Raw genomic sequence first — 14,078 nt, 5'->3', positions numbered from 1 at the left:
ACCTGCACCGTATCGCCGGAAAGGGCGCTGATTTCGGCAGCCGCCGCCTGGGAACGCTCGGCGAGCTTGCGCACTTCCGAGGCGACGACCGCAAAACCCTTGCCATGTTCGCCGGCACGGGCGGCTTCTACCGCGGCGTTCAGGGCGAGAAGGTCGGTCTGGCGGGCGATCTCCTGAACGATCGAGATCTTCTCGGCGATCGTGCGCATGGCTCCGACCGCACGGGAGACGGCTTCGCCACTTGCTTCCGCGTCCTTCGACGACTGGCGGGCGATCTTTTCCGTCTGGGCGGCGTTGTCGGCGTTCTGCTTGATGTTGGCGGCCATCTGCTCCATCGAGGCGGACGCTTCTTCGGCAGAAGAGGCCTGTTCGGTGGCACCCTGGCTCAGCTGCTCCGAGCTCGCGGAAAGCTCCTGGCTGCCGGACGAGACGTTGTTGGCGGCTGCAAGCGCATCGGCAACGACACCGCGCAGGCGCTCGACCATGCTTTCAAGGGCGAGGCCTAATGTATCCTTGTCGGAAAGCGGCTTCGGCGAGACGGTGAGGTCGCCGTTCGAAATCTGGTCGGCGATGGTTGCAGTGTTGCGCAGGTTGGCGGTCATCACGTTGAGGGTGTTGACCAGATCCTTGATTTCATCGTTCGTCTTGATCTCGACCTCCTGGTTGAGATCGCCGAGCGCCACCGCATTGACGGCATCCATGATCTTGCGCAGCCCTTTACCGATGCCGAGTGCAATCCACAGGGCGGCGATGATCGCAATCACCAGGGCGATACCCGTCAGGCCGATTATGAAGTTTCGCGTCGTCTGATATTGCTCATCCGTGTCGCGGTCGGCCTGTTCCATCAGGTCCTTATTGGCATCCACGCGCGCTTGGATCGTTTTTTCGATGTCGTCGATGACGGCGCGCCCGTCGCCCTTTGCAAGGATAAGGGCCTGGTCGGCATTCCCGTTGCGTACCGCCGACCGGATCGCGTCGTCGATACGGAAAAGCCGCTCGGCTTTCGTCGCGACGTCTCCCCAGGCCTTCCGGGCCTCATCCGTGGCCGAGAGATCCTGGAGCTTCTTCAGCGTCTCGTTGAAAAGGTTGCGGTTGCGGTCGCTGGCCTGGATGTACTTGTCGATATCCTCGGCCGTTTCCGACGTCGCAAGGTTCATCTGCGCACGCGCAATGCGCAATTGGGTACCCGAGAAATTTTCGGCTAATTCCAGCCGCAATGCCGGTCCGGCAATCAAGGCGCTGATTGCGGAATTGAGATTGGCGAGGCTGTAAATTCCGTAACCGGCGGTGACTCCCAGAAGGCCAATCAACAGGCCGAAAGCCAGTCCGAGTTTCAGCTTAATCGTAAATCGCATAGACCTATCCTCTCAAGGCAATAAAGTGCATCGGTAGCTGCTTCCCTCCCCAACGGGCGGAAACGTTTGAAAACGAGAAGACCGATACATTCACCCTTCTGCGACGGTCCGGCTGTCCAGACATTCTCCCGCTTACATGCGGGAGGCGATCCCGGATCCCTGTCGATCCGGGATCGTTCAATTTCTTCAGGCGCTTTCGCGGAAGTCCGCGTCGTCGGCATCCGGTCCGCCCATCGACATGTCGAGGGCAAAACCCTTGGCGCGAGCCTGCTGGCTGAGCACCGAATGATCGGCCTTGTGAGACGGCTGGCCCGCAGCGCGGCGCATCGGGGCCGGCCTGCCAATGGGCTTCTGGGCCGCAACAGTAGCCGGAGGCCGCTTGGCCAACTTTTTGCCGCCGGCCTGATCGACCCGGAAGAAGGCGATCGAGGCCTGGAGTTCTTCGGCCTGCGAGGCTAGTTCTTCCGAAGTCGCCGACATCTCTTCCGAGGCCCCTGCATTCTGCTGGGTCACCTTGTCGAGTTGCTGGATCGCTTCGTTGATCTGGCTGGCGCCGATATCCTGCTCGCGGCAGGCGGCGGAGATTTCCGACACGAGTTCCGCAGTCTTCTGGATGTCCGGTACGAGCCTGTTGAGCATTTCGCCGGCTTCCGTCGCGACCTGCACCGTATCGCCGGAAAGCGCGCTGATTTCGGCAGCGGCAGCCTGGGAACGCTCGGCGAGCTTGCGCACTTCCGAGGCGACGACCGCAAAACCCTTGCCATGTTCGCCGGCACGGGCGGCTTCCACCGCGGCGTTCAGGGCGAGAAGGTCGGTCTGGCGGGCGATCTCCTGGACGATCGAGATCTTTTCGGCGATCGTGCGCATGGCGCCGACGGCACGGCCGACGGCCTGGCCGGATGCTTCGGCGTCGCGCGACGACTGGCGGGCGATCTTTTCCGTCTGGGCGGCGTTGTCGGCGTTCTGCTTGATGTTGGCGGCCATCTGTTCCATCGAGGCGGACGCTTCTTCGGCAGAAGAGGCCTGTTCGGTGGCACCCTGGCTCAGCTGCTCCGAACTTGCAGAAAGCTCCTGGCTGCCTGAAGAGACGTTGTCGGATGCGGCGAGCGCATCGCCGACGACGCCGCGCAGGCGCTCGATCATCGTGTTGACGTAGCCGAGTAGTTCGCCGATCTCGTCCTTGCTGGTGATCGTGGCGAACTTGGTCAGGTCACCATCGGCCACGTTCTGCACAGCCGTCACCGCATTGCGCAGACCCCTGTTGATCGAAAGAGCGATCCAGAGGGCGGCCAGCACGGCGATCAGGAACGCGGCGCTGGCGACCGAGATCATGATCAGGCGGGTCTGGGCGTAATCCAGATCGGTTTGTTTGTCGGCCTCGTTGAGGCGGCTCTCCTCGAGCTTGACCACATCCGAGAGCAGCGCGTCGATGTCGTTGGTGACCGCGCGGGCCTCATTGTTGGAAATGCGCAGCGCGGAGGCTGCGTCCCCGCCGATCATGGAGTTGCGGATCCGGTCGTCCTGCTTGCGAAACTCTGCCGTGAAGCCGGAAAGCTTGGCCCACAGAACCTTGCCCTGTTCGGTCGCGTGGGCTTCAACCACCTTGAGCGTCTCGTCGAACGTTCGTCGAGCCTCATCGCCCTTTGCGATATATCCCTGCATCTCTCCGGGATTTGCAGCCAGAAGCAGGTTCTTCTGCTGACGGATCTGCTGGAGCTGCTCGTTGTTCAGGTTCTGGGCCAGTTTCAGACGCAGGGCCGGCCCTTGCAGCACGTTTTCGAGCGTGTCGTTCAGGTTGCCGAGGCTGAGGATGCCGTAGGCGGCAGTCGCCAGCAGCATGATGATGATGAAACCGAATGCTGAAGCCAGCTTGAGCTTGATTGAAGCGTGCATTTTTTTAGTCCATCAAAAGGGTGATCAACCGTGGGAAGCCCCGGTCGCGGAATGGTCGTGTTGGGCGGAGAAGATCGCCTGCAGATTGGGGAGGATGATGAACTCCGCCCCCCGCTTCACGAGGCAATCGATGAAATCCGGCCGCCAGCGCATGCCCACGCTCGGCGGCGGTTCGCCGGCGGCGCGGAGCAGTGTGGTGACCTCATGCACTTTGTCTGTACGGATACCTGCAAGAACCGGTTCGCCGCCGATGTTGATCGCGATGACGATGATCCGGCTGTCGATCGTCGGCTTGGTCGCTTCCATGCCGAATGCAAGGCGGATGTCGGCAAGCGGAATGACCTTGCCGCGGAAGTTGATGACGCTGCCGACGAAGGCCTTTGCGCCGGGAACCATGGTCTCGGGCAGGAGATCCAGAATTTCCTGTACGCTCACGGCTTCCAGCGCGAACATCTCGCCGGCGATGTCGAATGTCAGGACTTCCAGCTCGTCGCGGCCGCCCCAGAGGTTTTCGGAGATCTTTCTGACTGCTTCGTTCATCCGGCCGCGCGCAGATGCGCCTCCTGTTGTTGTCCTTCGGCCACGAGGTGGCCGACGTCGAGGATCAGCGCCACGTCCCCGTCGCCGAGGATGGTCGCACCCGAGAAGGTGGCGACGTCATGGTGCAGCTTCGACATTCCCTTGATGACTGTCTGGTGGTCTCCGATGATCTGGTCGACGACCAGGCCCACCCGTTCGGAACCGGTCGAGATGACGACCACCTTCTGGAAGGGGTCGGGCTTGGTGCCGGTGCGGAAGAGATCGCGAAGTCTGAGGAACGGCACCAGGCTGTCGCGCAGCGAGATGAAGCTGCGGCCGCGCGAGCGCATGTCTTCTTCGATCGGAAGCTCGAGGCATTCCTCGACCGCCGAAAGCGGAATGACATAGCGGCCGTCGCCGACCCGGACGAGCAGTCCGTCGATGATCGCGAGCGTCAGCGGGATGGCGAGCGAGATCTCGGAACCCTTGCCGACGTGGCTTGTGACGTTGATCGTGCCGCGCAACGCGTCGATCGTCCGCTTGACCACGTCCATGCCGACGCCGCGGCCGGAGAGGTTGGTGACCGTCTGGGCCGTCGAGAAACCGGGCTGGAAGATCAGCTGATAGAGTTCCTGGTCGGTGAGGTTGGCATTGGGTGCGATGAGACCGGAGGATTCCGCCTTGGCCCGCACCCGCTCCTTGTTGATCCCGCGGCCATCGTCCTTGATGGTGATGATGACTTCGCCGGCCTGCTGGCGAGCGGAAAGCAGGATGTGGCCCGCCTCCGGCTTGCCGGCAGCGCGCCGTTCCTCGGGGGTCTCGAGACCGTGGTCGCAGGAGTTGCGCACGAGATGCACCAGAGGATCGGCAAGACGTTCGATCACGCTCTTGTCGACTTCCGTCGTTTCGCCCTCGGTCACCAGTTCGATCGTCTTGCCGGTTTCATGCGCCAGATCGTGTACCAGCCGGCGGAAGCGGCCGAAGAGCTGGGTGACCGGCACCATGCGCAGCACCATCATCGTATCCCGCAGCTCGCCGGAAAGGCGTTCCACGTCTTCCGAGACGGCTCGCAGCTGCAGATCGCCGCTGCCGCCTGCAAGCTGGCTGAGGCGCGACTGGGCGATCACGAGCTCGCCGACCCGGTCCATCAGCTCGTCGAGCTTTTCGGCGGGCACCCGGACGTTTTCGGAGGCCTTTTTCTGCTTTGCGTCGACGAGTGCCGTAGCGGCCGGTGCGGGTTGGGCGGCCGGCGCGGCTGCAACGACCTGGGGTACGGCGGCAGGCAGGGTTTCGGCAGCCGGGGCTTGGGTCTTGGCCGGTGTCCTTGCGGCGGGCGCGGGCTCCACCGTGGTGACGTCGAGCTGCATCTCGTCCATGACGAAGATGAACACGTCGTCGATCGCCGAACGCGGCTGGGTGGTCAGGAGTTCGACTTCCCAGGAGACATAAAGATCGGTCGGGGCGAGAAGTTCGAGCGACGGGATTGCGGACCGGTCTGCCACGATCTCGCACTCGCCGAGTTCGCGCAGTTCGTCGAGAAGCGGCAACGGATTGGTGCCGTTTGCCATCGCGTTCTGCGGCAGGCTGAAGCGGATCTTGAAATGGTTCTGGCCCGGCGCAGCCTTGGCGAAGACGCCCGTACCCGGGTTGTTGGCGCCATCGACGGCGGCGCGCAGATTGGCGAGAAGCGCTTCGCCCGTAGCCTCATGGTCGCCATTGGGCGTGTCGACCAGGGCACGCATGTGATCCTTGGCTTCGAGAACTGCGGTGACCAGTTCCCGGGTTGCCGGAACCTCGCCCTTGCGGACGCGGTCGAAGGCCGTCTCGCAGTGATGGGTGAAGGCTGCAAGGGCATCGAAGCCGAACATCGCCCCCGATCCCTTCAACGTGTGGAGGCCGCGGAAGACCGCGTCCACCTGATCCTTGTCGCCGAGGTTTACGTTCAGGTCGAGAAGCCCTGCTTCGATCTGTTCCAGAAGCTCGGCCGCTTCTGTCCTGAAAACCGCGATAGGATCGGGAAAGCTCATCTGCCAAGTACCTTCCGGACGATCTTGACCAGGCTTTCCGGGTCGAATGGTTTGGTGAGCCAACCGGTGGCACCGGCGGCCTTGGCTTCCTGCTTGATGTCGTTGTCGGATTCCGTCGTCAGGAAGATGACCGGAACGCCCATATGAGCCGGCATCTTGCGCAGTTCTCGGATCATCGTCAGGCCGTCCATGTTCGGCATGTTGAGATCGGTGACGATCAGGTCGAACTGGCCCGCCTTGAGCTTGGCGATGCCGTCCAGTCCATCGACGGCCTCGGTGATCTGATATCCGGCATTGCTGAGGGCGACGCGCGTCGTCAGCCGAATGCTGGCGGAATCGTCGACTGTTAGGATGCTGGCGCTCATTGTATACCCCCTTGATGAAGCCAGAATTTCAGGTCTTCAGCGGACATTCCTTCGAGGAAGCCGCTGCGCTTCAGGACATCGAGCGTCGGACCGCTGGCGGGACGGGCTAACGCAATGTGTTTTCCGGCTGTACCCGCATAGATGCGGGCCGCTTCCAGGAGTTGTATGAAGCTGATGTCCACTTGGCAGTCATCGTCGAGTTCGATGGTTGTGGACGCTGTCTTGTCGAGAAATTGCAGTATTTCCTGCTGGACATTGGTGATTGCGCGAACGGTCAGGTTCTGCGGCAGGCGAAAACAATCCTCTTTAACTTCGGAAGCAGGCATTCTTACCTCAATATATTTCCGAGAAAGCTGAAATAGCTGGCTAAATTTGGACTTAGATCGTTAATCACGAGTTAATCCGCCATGGCGACTTTTCGCGAAACAATACTGATAGGTTGTATTTTAACTCGCCTGTGCACGGAAACATTAACCACAAGTCGCAAACGGAGTGCCGTATTCTACGGGAATTAACTCCTCGTCGCTCAGAGTAGTTCTCACGCGGGACACAACCATCCACGAACGTGCTGGTGTGGGGCTGTTCCAAAACAATACAGACGAGTTCATCGTCGCTATCGTCAGCAGGCAGAGGTCCCGCGGGACCCGAAAGGTGAGGCAAAGTGGCTGTCAGGGCACCCATTTTTGACGTCGCAGACAATTCGACGGGCGTTCTGGTCCTTGTCGACCGGATGGAAACGGCACGTTCTCGTATCGAGGAACGCTTTCTCGATGGCGGGGCTGCACTTTTGTCGATCCTCGACGTGCTCAACAAGCTGATCAGCTCTCTCGACCAGTTGACCGGTTCGCTGGATGAGGGAACGGCAAACGCCACGATGGCCGAACTGAAGAGCACGGTCGAGCGCCTGTCGCAACTGACCAGGCTCGAATCCGGACGCCAGATCGGCTTCCAGGAAATCGCCTGCGCGGAGCGCAAGCTCCGGCCCCAGATCGAAGACATGCAGGAAACGCTGCGCTATCTGCGCACCTTCGCGGTGACCGCCAAGATCACCGGTGCCGGGATTGCGGATTTCGCCGGTTTCGCCGAGGAAATTCTGGCAAGAATCCAGGAGGGCTCGCGCCAGGTCAACGATCTGGCCGGCAAGCTGAGCACCCTCGGCCACGGTCTTGGACCGGTGATGGCCAAGGGAAAGGCGATCCTGGCAAGCTACGACGAAACGGTGCCGCAGATCGTTGTCGGCCTCTCGAACGGCGCGGTGGAGATCGGCAAGCACCGCAAGCTGCTGGTCGAGCGCGCCGCGAGGGTGCGTGCCGTTGCAAGCGGCATCCAATCGAAGCTCGCCTCGACGCTGTCGGCCATGCAGGTCGGCGATATCACCCGCCAGCGCATCGAACATTGCCAGTCGGCGCTGCGCATCCTTTCCGATTATCTGGAGTCGCCCGCGGCCGCCAGGCTGACCGGCGACCAGCGCGAAAGCCTGTCGCTGATCATCCGCAAGCTCGTATCGTTGCAGCTCAATCAATCCATCACCGACTTCGATCGCGATACCGCAAAAATCGTTGCCATCGTCGCAAGCTTCCGGTCGGATCTGTCGCAGATCGAGGCCCTGCGCGCCACGATGACCGACGCCGACAGCGGCGATAACGACAATGCGATCCGGCAGCTCGAGAGCGGCGTGGCCGCAGCTCGCGGTGCCGTGCGCGAAATCGAGGAGGTTGCCCACCACGCCGGTGAGCTCAGCCGGTCGACCAGCGATACCGTCCGGGAACTTCTCGATGGCATCGGCATCGTCAAGGTCGTGCGCACCGACATTCACTATATGGCGCTCAACACCAACCTCCGTTGCGGCAAGATCGGTGAGGAAGGCAGGGCGATCAACGTCGTGACCGCCGAACTGCGCAACTTCGCCGCGGTGCTCGACGAGACGGCCGAAAAGATCCTGATCGAACTCCAGACGCTTGAAATCGCCGCCAACAAGCTGACCAGCGTCCACGGCGAAGAGCACGAACAAAGCCTCGACCAGCGTTTGGAAAACGCGCTTGAAAACATCCGTTCGGTCGGTGACCGGATGGATGCCCAGATGTCGGCGCTCGGCGATCAGAGCAGGACGGCGGTCGGCGAGATGGATATTTCGCTCGCCCGGCTGAACTTCAATGCTGAACTCGGCGAGGTGCTGCGCTCCTGCGCCAATGAGATGGAACTCGACGAGGACGTCTTCGAAGCGCCGGGTCTCGAAGAAGCGCTTGCCGATGTCGGGGGCCGCATTGCCCGCCTTTATACAATGGTGAGCGAACGCGAACTGCATGCCGCGCTGCTCGGCACCGCACCGCCGGCGGAAGCCGCTCCCGTCACGAGCGCCATGTCCGACGACGATATCGACGACGCCCTGTTCTGATCGGCCGGTCCCTGCGGGAGCCGGGTTTGGGGGCTGCATCCGGCAGCCTGTCCTGTTAAGATAAAGCGAAGGCCGCGCCTTGACCTTTGGGCGCACCTGGGTCATGTGACCGCCTTTGCTGACGCAGCGCTTGGAATACGGGACGAACCCCGCAAGTGCTCTAGAAGAGAAATAAAATGACCAAGGCATCATCCTCGGCGCCGTCCCAGCGCATGCTTCGCGTTGGCGAACAGGTCCGCGCCGCCATAACCCAGGTCCTCCAGCGCGGCGAAGTGCGCGACGACCTGATCGAGAAGACCGTGATCTCGGTGTCCGAAGTCCGCATGTCGACGGACCTGAAAGTCGCCACGGCCTACGTGACGCCCCTTGGCGTGCCGGACCATGCGGCAGTCATCGAGGCGCTGAACCGCAACGCGAAATACATTCGCGGCCGGATCGGCGGCCAGCTCCGGCAGATGAAATACATGCCGGAAGTCCGATTCCGCGATGATACCAGCTTCGATAACTACAAGAAGATCGATGAGCTGCTGCGCTCGCCGGAGGTCCAGCGGGATCTCGCAGGCGACAGTGAAGACAAAGAATAGTCAAGAGAACGCATGTCCAAACCCCGCAAACCAAAGGGCCGCCCGATTTCCGGCTGGCTGATCCTCGACAAACCGGTCGATTTCGGCTCCACCGAAGCCGTCTCCAAGATCAAGTGGCTGTTCAACGCCCAGAAGGCCGGCCACGCCGGTACGCTCGATCCGCTCGCCTCCGGCATGCTGCCGATCGCGCTCGGCGATGCGACCAAGACCGTGCCCTACGTCATGGATGGCCGCAAGATCTATGAGTTCGCCGTCAGCTGGGGCGGGGAGCGCTCGACCGACGACCTCGAAGGCGAAGTCACGGCCGCTTCGGACATGCGCCCCGATGAACAGTCGATCCGCGATCTGCTGCCGAAATACACCGGCACGATCAGCCAGATCCCGCCGCAGTTCTCCGCCATCAAGATCGCCGGCGAACGCGCCTACGACCTCGCCCGCGATGGCGAGACGGTCGATATCCCCTCGCGTGAGGTGGAGATCTTCAGGCTGACGCTGCTTGGCGTCACCACGGACAAGGCGCATTTCGAGGTGGAATGCGGCAAGGGCACCTATGTGCGCGCGCTCGCCCGGGATTTCGGCCGGGATCTCGGCTGCTATGGCCATATCTCCGAACTGCGCCGCACCTTCGTCGCGCCGTTCGCCGAGGAAAAGATGGTGCCGCTCGCCGACCTCGTGGCTCTTGAGGAGATCGAGGACCGCGATGAGCGCCTGGCGGCGCTCGATGAGTTCCTGATCGATACCGCCGAGGCGTTGTCCAGCCTGCCGCACCTGCCCGTCACCGACGACCAGGCGCACAGGCTTAAAATGGGTAATCCGGTCATCCTGCGCGGCCGCGATGCGCCGCTTGCGGAGGCCGAGGCCTACGCGACGGTACGTGGCAAGCTGATTGCCATCGGCGAGATCGGCCAGGGCGAATTCCGGCCGAAGCGGGTGTTCGGCTGAGCGAAACATCCGCTCTTCCAATCCGGGCATGAATGGTTTATAGGCAGCGCCAGCAAGAAGGCGGCCTCTGGCATTCATTTTGCTTTCACGGCCAATGCTGGACGACATCCCGGCCTTTGGCGTCCCTGTTTCCTCTCAAAAGAAAGGATCATCCGATGTCGATCACTGCCGAGCGTAAGACTGCGCTGATCAAGGAATATGCAACTGTCGAAGGCGACACCGGTTCTCCGGAAGTCCAGGTTGCGATCCTGACCGAGCGCATCAACAACCTGACCGAACATTTCAAGGGCCACAAGAAGGACAACCACTCCCGTCGTGGCCTGCTGACGATGGTTTCGAGCCGCCGCTCGCTTCTTGACTATCTCAAGAAGAAGGACGAAGGCCGCTACACCAAGCTGATTGCCAGCCTGGGCATTCGCCGCTAACAAATCTTCCGGCGGGACTGGCAACAGTGCCCGCCGGACGCCTTTTCGGGCACAGGCCCGATGAAACGTTGGAACCGCGCCCCGACACCTGCGCGGTAGAAATCCCGGCGGACCCGGATGGGCCGGATCTGCCAAACAAACCGTTGACCTGTCATGGGGCAGGATTGCCGGATGCTTTCGGCCAAAGCCCTCGGGGCTTTAGCCGCGGCTCCTTTTCCAGGGTGCCGGTGATGCAAAGCCTCCCGTTGTCTTGCCCATGATGTGTCACATTGATTGCGGTCGACTGTGCGCTGCGCCCGATATCGGCGATGCGTGTGCTCCCGCATTGAAGGACAAGACATGTTCAATACACATTCCGTCGAAATCGAATGGGCAGGCCGCCCGCTGAGGCTGGAAACGGGCAAGATCGCCCGTCAGGCTGACGGCGCGGTCCTCGCGACCTACGGCGAGACCGTCGTTCTCGCGACCGTCGTTTCCGCCAAGGCTCCGAAGCCTGGCCAGGACTTCTTCCCGCTCACCGTCAACTACCAGGAAAAGACCTATGCCGCCGGCAAGATCCCGGGCGGCTATTTCAAGCGCGAAGGCCGCCCGTCGGAAAAGGAAACGCTGGTTTCCCGTCTGATCGACCGCCCGATCCGCCCGCTCTTCCCGGAAGGCTACAAGAACGACACCCAGGTCGTTGTAACCGTTATCCAGCACGACCTTGAGAACGATCCGGACGTTCTGTCGATGGTTGCGGCGTCTGCCGCGCTGACGCTCTCCGGCGTTCCCTTCATGGGCCCGGTCGGCGGCGCCCGCGTCGGTTACATCAACGGCGAATACGTCCTCAACCCGCATCTCGACGAGATGGACGAGTCGGTTCTCGACCTCGTCGTCGCCGGTACGGGCGATGCCGTCCTGATGGTTGAATCCGAAGCCAAGGAACTCAACGAAGACATCATGCTCGGTGCCGTCATGTTCGGTCACCGCGGCTTCCAGCCGGTCATCGACGCGATCATCAAGCTCGCCGAAGTTGCCGCCAAGGAACCCCGCGAATTCGAACCGGAAGACCATTCCGAACTCGAAGCCGAAATGCTCAAGCACTTCGAAGCCGAACTTCGCGAAGGCTACAAGATCACCCAGAAGGCTGACCGCTACGCAGCCGTCGACGCCGTCAAGGCGAAGGTCAAGGCTCACTTCTTCCCGGAAGGCGTCGAGCCGAAGTACAATGCCGAAGTCATCGGCGCCGTCTTCAAGCACCTGCAGGCCAAGATCGTTCGCTGGAACATCCTCGACACCAAGAGCCGCATCGACGGCCGCGACCTCGAAACCGTCCGTCCGATCGTCTCGGAAGTCGGCATCCTGCCGCGCACCCACGGTTCGGCCCTCTTCACCCGCGGCGAGACCCAGGCGATCGTTGTCGCCACCCTCGGCACCGGCGAAGACGAGCAGTACGTGGACAGCCTGACGGGTATGTACAAGGAACGCTTCCTGCTGCATTACAACTTCCCGCCCTACTCGGTCGGTGAAACTGGTCGCATGGGCTCCCCGGGCCGCCGCGAAATCGGCCATGGCAAGCTCGCATGGCGCGCCATTCGCCCGATGCTGCCGACCGCCGAGCAGTTCCCGTACACGCTGCGCGTTGTCTCCGAGATCACCGAGTCCAACGGCTCGTCTTCGATGGCGACCGTCTGCGGCACCTCGCTCGCACTGATGGACGCCGGCGTTCCGCTGGCCAAGCCCGTTGCCGGCATCGCCATGGGCCTCATCCTCGAAGGTGAACGCTTCGCCGTTCTCTCCGACATCCTCGGCGACGAAGACCACCTCGGCGACATGGACTTCAAGGTTGCGGGTACTGCCGACGGCATCACCTCGCTGCAGATGGACATCAAGATCGCCGGTATCACCGAAGAGATCATGAAGGTCGCGCTCGGCCAGGCACAGGGCGGCCGCAAGCACATCCTCAACGAGATGGCCAATGCCATCACGGAAAGCCGTGGCCAGCTCGGCGAATTCGCACCGCGTATCGAAGTGATGAACATCCCGGTCGACAAGATCCGTGAAGTCATCGGTTCGGGCGGCAAGGTCATCCGCGAAATCGTCGAAAAGACCGGCGCCAAGATCAACATCGAGGACGACGGCACCGTCAAGATCGCCTCGTCTTCCGGCAAGGAAATCGAAGCGGCCCGCAAGTGGATCCACTCGATCGTTGCCGAGCCGGAAGTTGGCGCTATCTATGAAGGCACGGTCGTCAAGACCGCCGACTTCGGTGCTTTCGTGAACTTCTTCGGCGCCCGTGACGGCCTCGTGCACATCTCGCAGCTCGCTTCCGAGCGTGTTGCCAAGACCCAGGACGTCGTCAAGGAAGGCGACAAGGTCTGGGTCAAGCTGATGGGCTTCGACGAGCGCGGCAAGGTTCGCCTGTCGATGAAGGTCGTCGACCAGGCCACCGGCCAGGAACTCAAGAAGGCTGAAGGCGAAGCCGCCGAATAAGGCCTTCTTCCTTCCGAGACATCGAGGCGCGGAAGCTCTTCCGCGCCTTTTGTTTATCTGCTGTCACGAGACGAACCCACGAGACTAGCCATGAGCCGAGACGCCCTGAAAACCCTGTTCCATCCCTTCGACACCGAGGCTGTTCCGATGCCCGGCGAAGGCGAGCGTGTGCTCTTCCTGGGCGCCGAGGCGGGAAATGCCTTGCCCGAAGGGTTTGCAGCCGAGATCACGGCCGTACAGCCGTTCCGGCCGCTCTTCCGCAGCCTTCGCGAAGGCGCCTTTCCCGAGGCCGAGGGCGAAGGATACGACGTGGGGCTGGTGCTCTGCGGCAAGCATCGCGGCGAGAACGAGAACCGCGTGGCCGAGGCTCTGGAACGTGTCAGAACCGGCGGCGTGATCGTGGTCGCCGGCGGCAAGGAAGACGGCATCCAGCCGCTCCGCAACACGCTCCTGAAGCTTGGCATCGAACTCGACTACACCCCGAAATATCACGGCGTCGCGATATGGTTCGCCAGGCCTGCCGATGCCGATGCGGCGATCAAGGCGCTGAAAAAATCGACCGTGGTGATCGACGCCCGGTTCGAGGCAGCCCCCGGCATGTTCTCCCACGAGCGCGTGGATGCGGGCTCGGAACTGCTTGCAGGCCGTCTGCCGACCGATTTCGACGGCAACGCCGCCGACTTCGGCGCCGGATGGGGTTATCTCTCGGTGATGCTGGCCGAAAAGTCGAAGCGCGTGAACCGCATCGATCTTTTCGAAGCCGATTACCAGGCTCTGGAATTTGCCAAGCGCAACGTCGCGCGCAACTGCCCGGATCTCAATGCACGCTTCTACTGGCAGGATCTCGGTGCCGAGCCGCCCAAGGAAAAATACGACCTCGTCATCATGAACCCGCCGTTCCACGAGACCCAGGCGACGGATCCGGAACTCGGCAAGACGATGATCCGCACCGCCGCTGCGGCGCTCAAGAACGGCGGACGGCTGATGCTGGTCGCCAATCGCGGCCTCACCTACGAACCCGTCCTGGCGGAAGGTTTCCGTGAAAGCGGTGAAACTTGCCGGAACGCGCGGTTCAAGGTTTTGTGGGCGAAGAAGTAGCGG

Annotated in this window: 12 protein-coding genes; 6 read left to right on the top strand and 6 right to left on the bottom strand. The window is 61.9% G+C overall.

Annotated elements, in window-relative coordinates; translation table 11 throughout:
* The 6 genes from GQ59_RS09100 to GQ59_RS09075 form a co-directional block, all read right to left on the bottom strand.
* A partial coding sequence (locus GQ59_RS09100; RefSeq protein WP_037080188.1) for a methyl-accepting chemotaxis protein occupies window positions 1–1,355 on the bottom strand: 1,355 nt, incomplete at its 3' end.
* A 186-nt stretch (window positions 1,356–1,541) separates the two neighbouring features.
* Window positions 1,542–3,248 carry a methyl-accepting chemotaxis protein gene (locus tag GQ59_RS09095; protein WP_037080185.1) on the bottom strand — a complete coding sequence of 569 codons (1,707 nt, stop codon included), beginning with the start codon at window positions 3,246–3,248 and terminating at the stop codon, window positions 1,542–1,544.
* A gap of 24 nt (window positions 3,249–3,272) precedes the next feature.
* Complete coding sequence (locus GQ59_RS09090; protein WP_037080182.1) at window positions 3,273–3,788, bottom strand: chemotaxis protein CheW; 516 nt, start codon at window positions 3,786–3,788, stop codon at window positions 3,273–3,275.
* A complete protein-coding gene (locus tag GQ59_RS09085) occupies window positions 3,785–5,794 on the bottom strand; it encodes a chemotaxis protein CheA (RefSeq protein ID WP_037080180.1) in 2,010 nt (669 codons plus the stop codon). Before GQ59_RS09085 ends, GQ59_RS09090 begins: the two co-directional genes overlap by 4 nt.
* A complete protein-coding gene (locus tag GQ59_RS09080) occupies window positions 5,791–6,159 on the bottom strand; it encodes a response regulator (RefSeq protein ID WP_037080177.1) in 369 nt (122 codons plus the stop codon). Before GQ59_RS09080 ends, GQ59_RS09085 begins: the two co-directional genes overlap by 4 nt.
* On the bottom strand, window positions 6,156–6,485 hold the full coding sequence (locus tag GQ59_RS09075; protein ID WP_051903877.1) for an STAS domain-containing protein: 330 nt from the start codon (window positions 6,483–6,485) through the stop codon (window positions 6,156–6,158). Before GQ59_RS09075 ends, GQ59_RS09080 begins: the two co-directional genes overlap by 4 nt.
* A gap of 335 nt (window positions 6,486–6,820) precedes the next feature.
* Here GQ59_RS09075 and GQ59_RS09070 point away from each other — a divergent pair, with 335 nt between their 5' ends.
* The 6 genes from GQ59_RS09070 (at window position 6,821) to GQ59_RS09045 (ending at window position 14,075) form a co-directional block, all read left to right on the top strand.
* Window positions 6,821–8,554 (top strand): methyl-accepting chemotaxis protein, encoded by a 1,734-nt coding sequence (locus GQ59_RS09070; RefSeq protein ID WP_051903876.1) that lies wholly within the window; start codon window positions 6,821–6,823, stop codon window positions 8,552–8,554.
* A 176-nt stretch (window positions 8,555–8,730) separates the two neighbouring features.
* On the top strand, window positions 8,731–9,138 hold the full coding sequence (rbfA, locus tag GQ59_RS09065) for a 30S ribosome-binding factor RbfA (protein WP_037080175.1): 408 nt from the start codon (window positions 8,731–8,733) through the stop codon (window positions 9,136–9,138).
* 12 nt (window positions 9,139–9,150) lie between these two features.
* A complete protein-coding gene (gene truB, locus GQ59_RS09060) occupies window positions 9,151–10,080 on the top strand; it encodes a tRNA pseudouridine(55) synthase TruB (protein ID WP_037080172.1) in 930 nt (309 codons plus the stop codon).
* Between the two features lie 155 nt (window positions 10,081–10,235).
* On the top strand, window positions 10,236–10,505 hold the full coding sequence (gene rpsO, locus GQ59_RS09055) for a 30S ribosomal protein S15 (RefSeq protein ID WP_037080169.1): 270 nt from the start codon (window positions 10,236–10,238) through the stop codon (window positions 10,503–10,505).
* A gap of 339 nt (window positions 10,506–10,844) precedes the next feature.
* Complete coding sequence (pnp, locus tag GQ59_RS09050) at window positions 10,845–12,977, top strand: polyribonucleotide nucleotidyltransferase (RefSeq protein ID WP_037080166.1); 2,133 nt, start codon at window positions 10,845–10,847, stop codon at window positions 12,975–12,977.
* Window positions 12,978–13,067: 90 nt separating this feature from the next.
* The gene (locus GQ59_RS09045; RefSeq protein ID WP_037080158.1) at window positions 13,068–14,075 is read left to right on the top strand and encodes a class I SAM-dependent methyltransferase; all 1,008 of its coding nucleotides are present in this window, start codon (window positions 13,068–13,070) and stop codon (window positions 14,073–14,075) included.
* Window positions 14,076–14,078 lie beyond the last annotated feature (3 nt).

It is taken from the genome of Neorhizobium vignae, from assembly GCF_000732195.1.
GTDB classification, from domain to species: domain Bacteria; phylum Pseudomonadota; class Alphaproteobacteria; order Rhizobiales; family Rhizobiaceae; genus Neorhizobium; species Neorhizobium vignae.
The sequence above is the reverse complement of the archived record's forward strand: the minus strand, read 5'-3'. Positions and strand labels throughout refer to the sequence as shown.

Excerpts from the sequence above, each read along its gene's own strand:
- GQ59_RS09080 (WP_037080177.1), bottom strand. The coding sequence starts at position 6,159 with ATGAGCGCCAGCATCCTAACAGTCGACGATTCCGCCAGCATTCGGCTG.
- rbfA (WP_037080175.1), top strand. The coding sequence starts at position 8,731 with ATGACCAAGGCATCATCCTCGGCGCCGTCCCAGCGCATGCTTCGCGTT.
- GQ59_RS09075 (WP_051903877.1), bottom strand. The coding sequence starts at position 6,485 with ATGCCTGCTTCCGAAGTTAAAGAGGATTGTTTTCGCCTGCCGCAGAAC.
- GQ59_RS09095 (WP_037080185.1), bottom strand. The coding sequence starts at position 3,248 with ATGCACGCTTCAATCAAGCTCAAGCTGGCTTCAGCATTCGGTTTCATC.
- pnp (WP_037080166.1), top strand. The coding sequence starts at position 10,845 with ATGTTCAATACACATTCCGTCGAAATCGAATGGGCAGGCCGCCCGCTG.
- truB (WP_037080172.1), top strand. The coding sequence starts at position 9,151 with ATGTCCAAACCCCGCAAACCAAAGGGCCGCCCGATTTCCGGCTGGCTG.
- GQ59_RS09045 (WP_037080158.1), top strand. The coding sequence starts at position 13,068 with ATGAGCCGAGACGCCCTGAAAACCCTGTTCCATCCCTTCGACACCGAG.
- GQ59_RS09090 (WP_037080182.1), bottom strand. The coding sequence starts at position 3,788 with ATGAACGAAGCAGTCAGAAAGATCTCCGAAAACCTCTGGGGCGGCCGC.
- GQ59_RS09085 (WP_037080180.1), bottom strand. The coding sequence starts at position 5,794 with ATGAGCTTTCCCGATCCTATCGCGGTTTTCAGGACAGAAGCGGCCGAG.
- rpsO (WP_037080169.1), top strand. The coding sequence starts at position 10,236 with ATGTCGATCACTGCCGAGCGTAAGACTGCGCTGATCAAGGAATATGCA.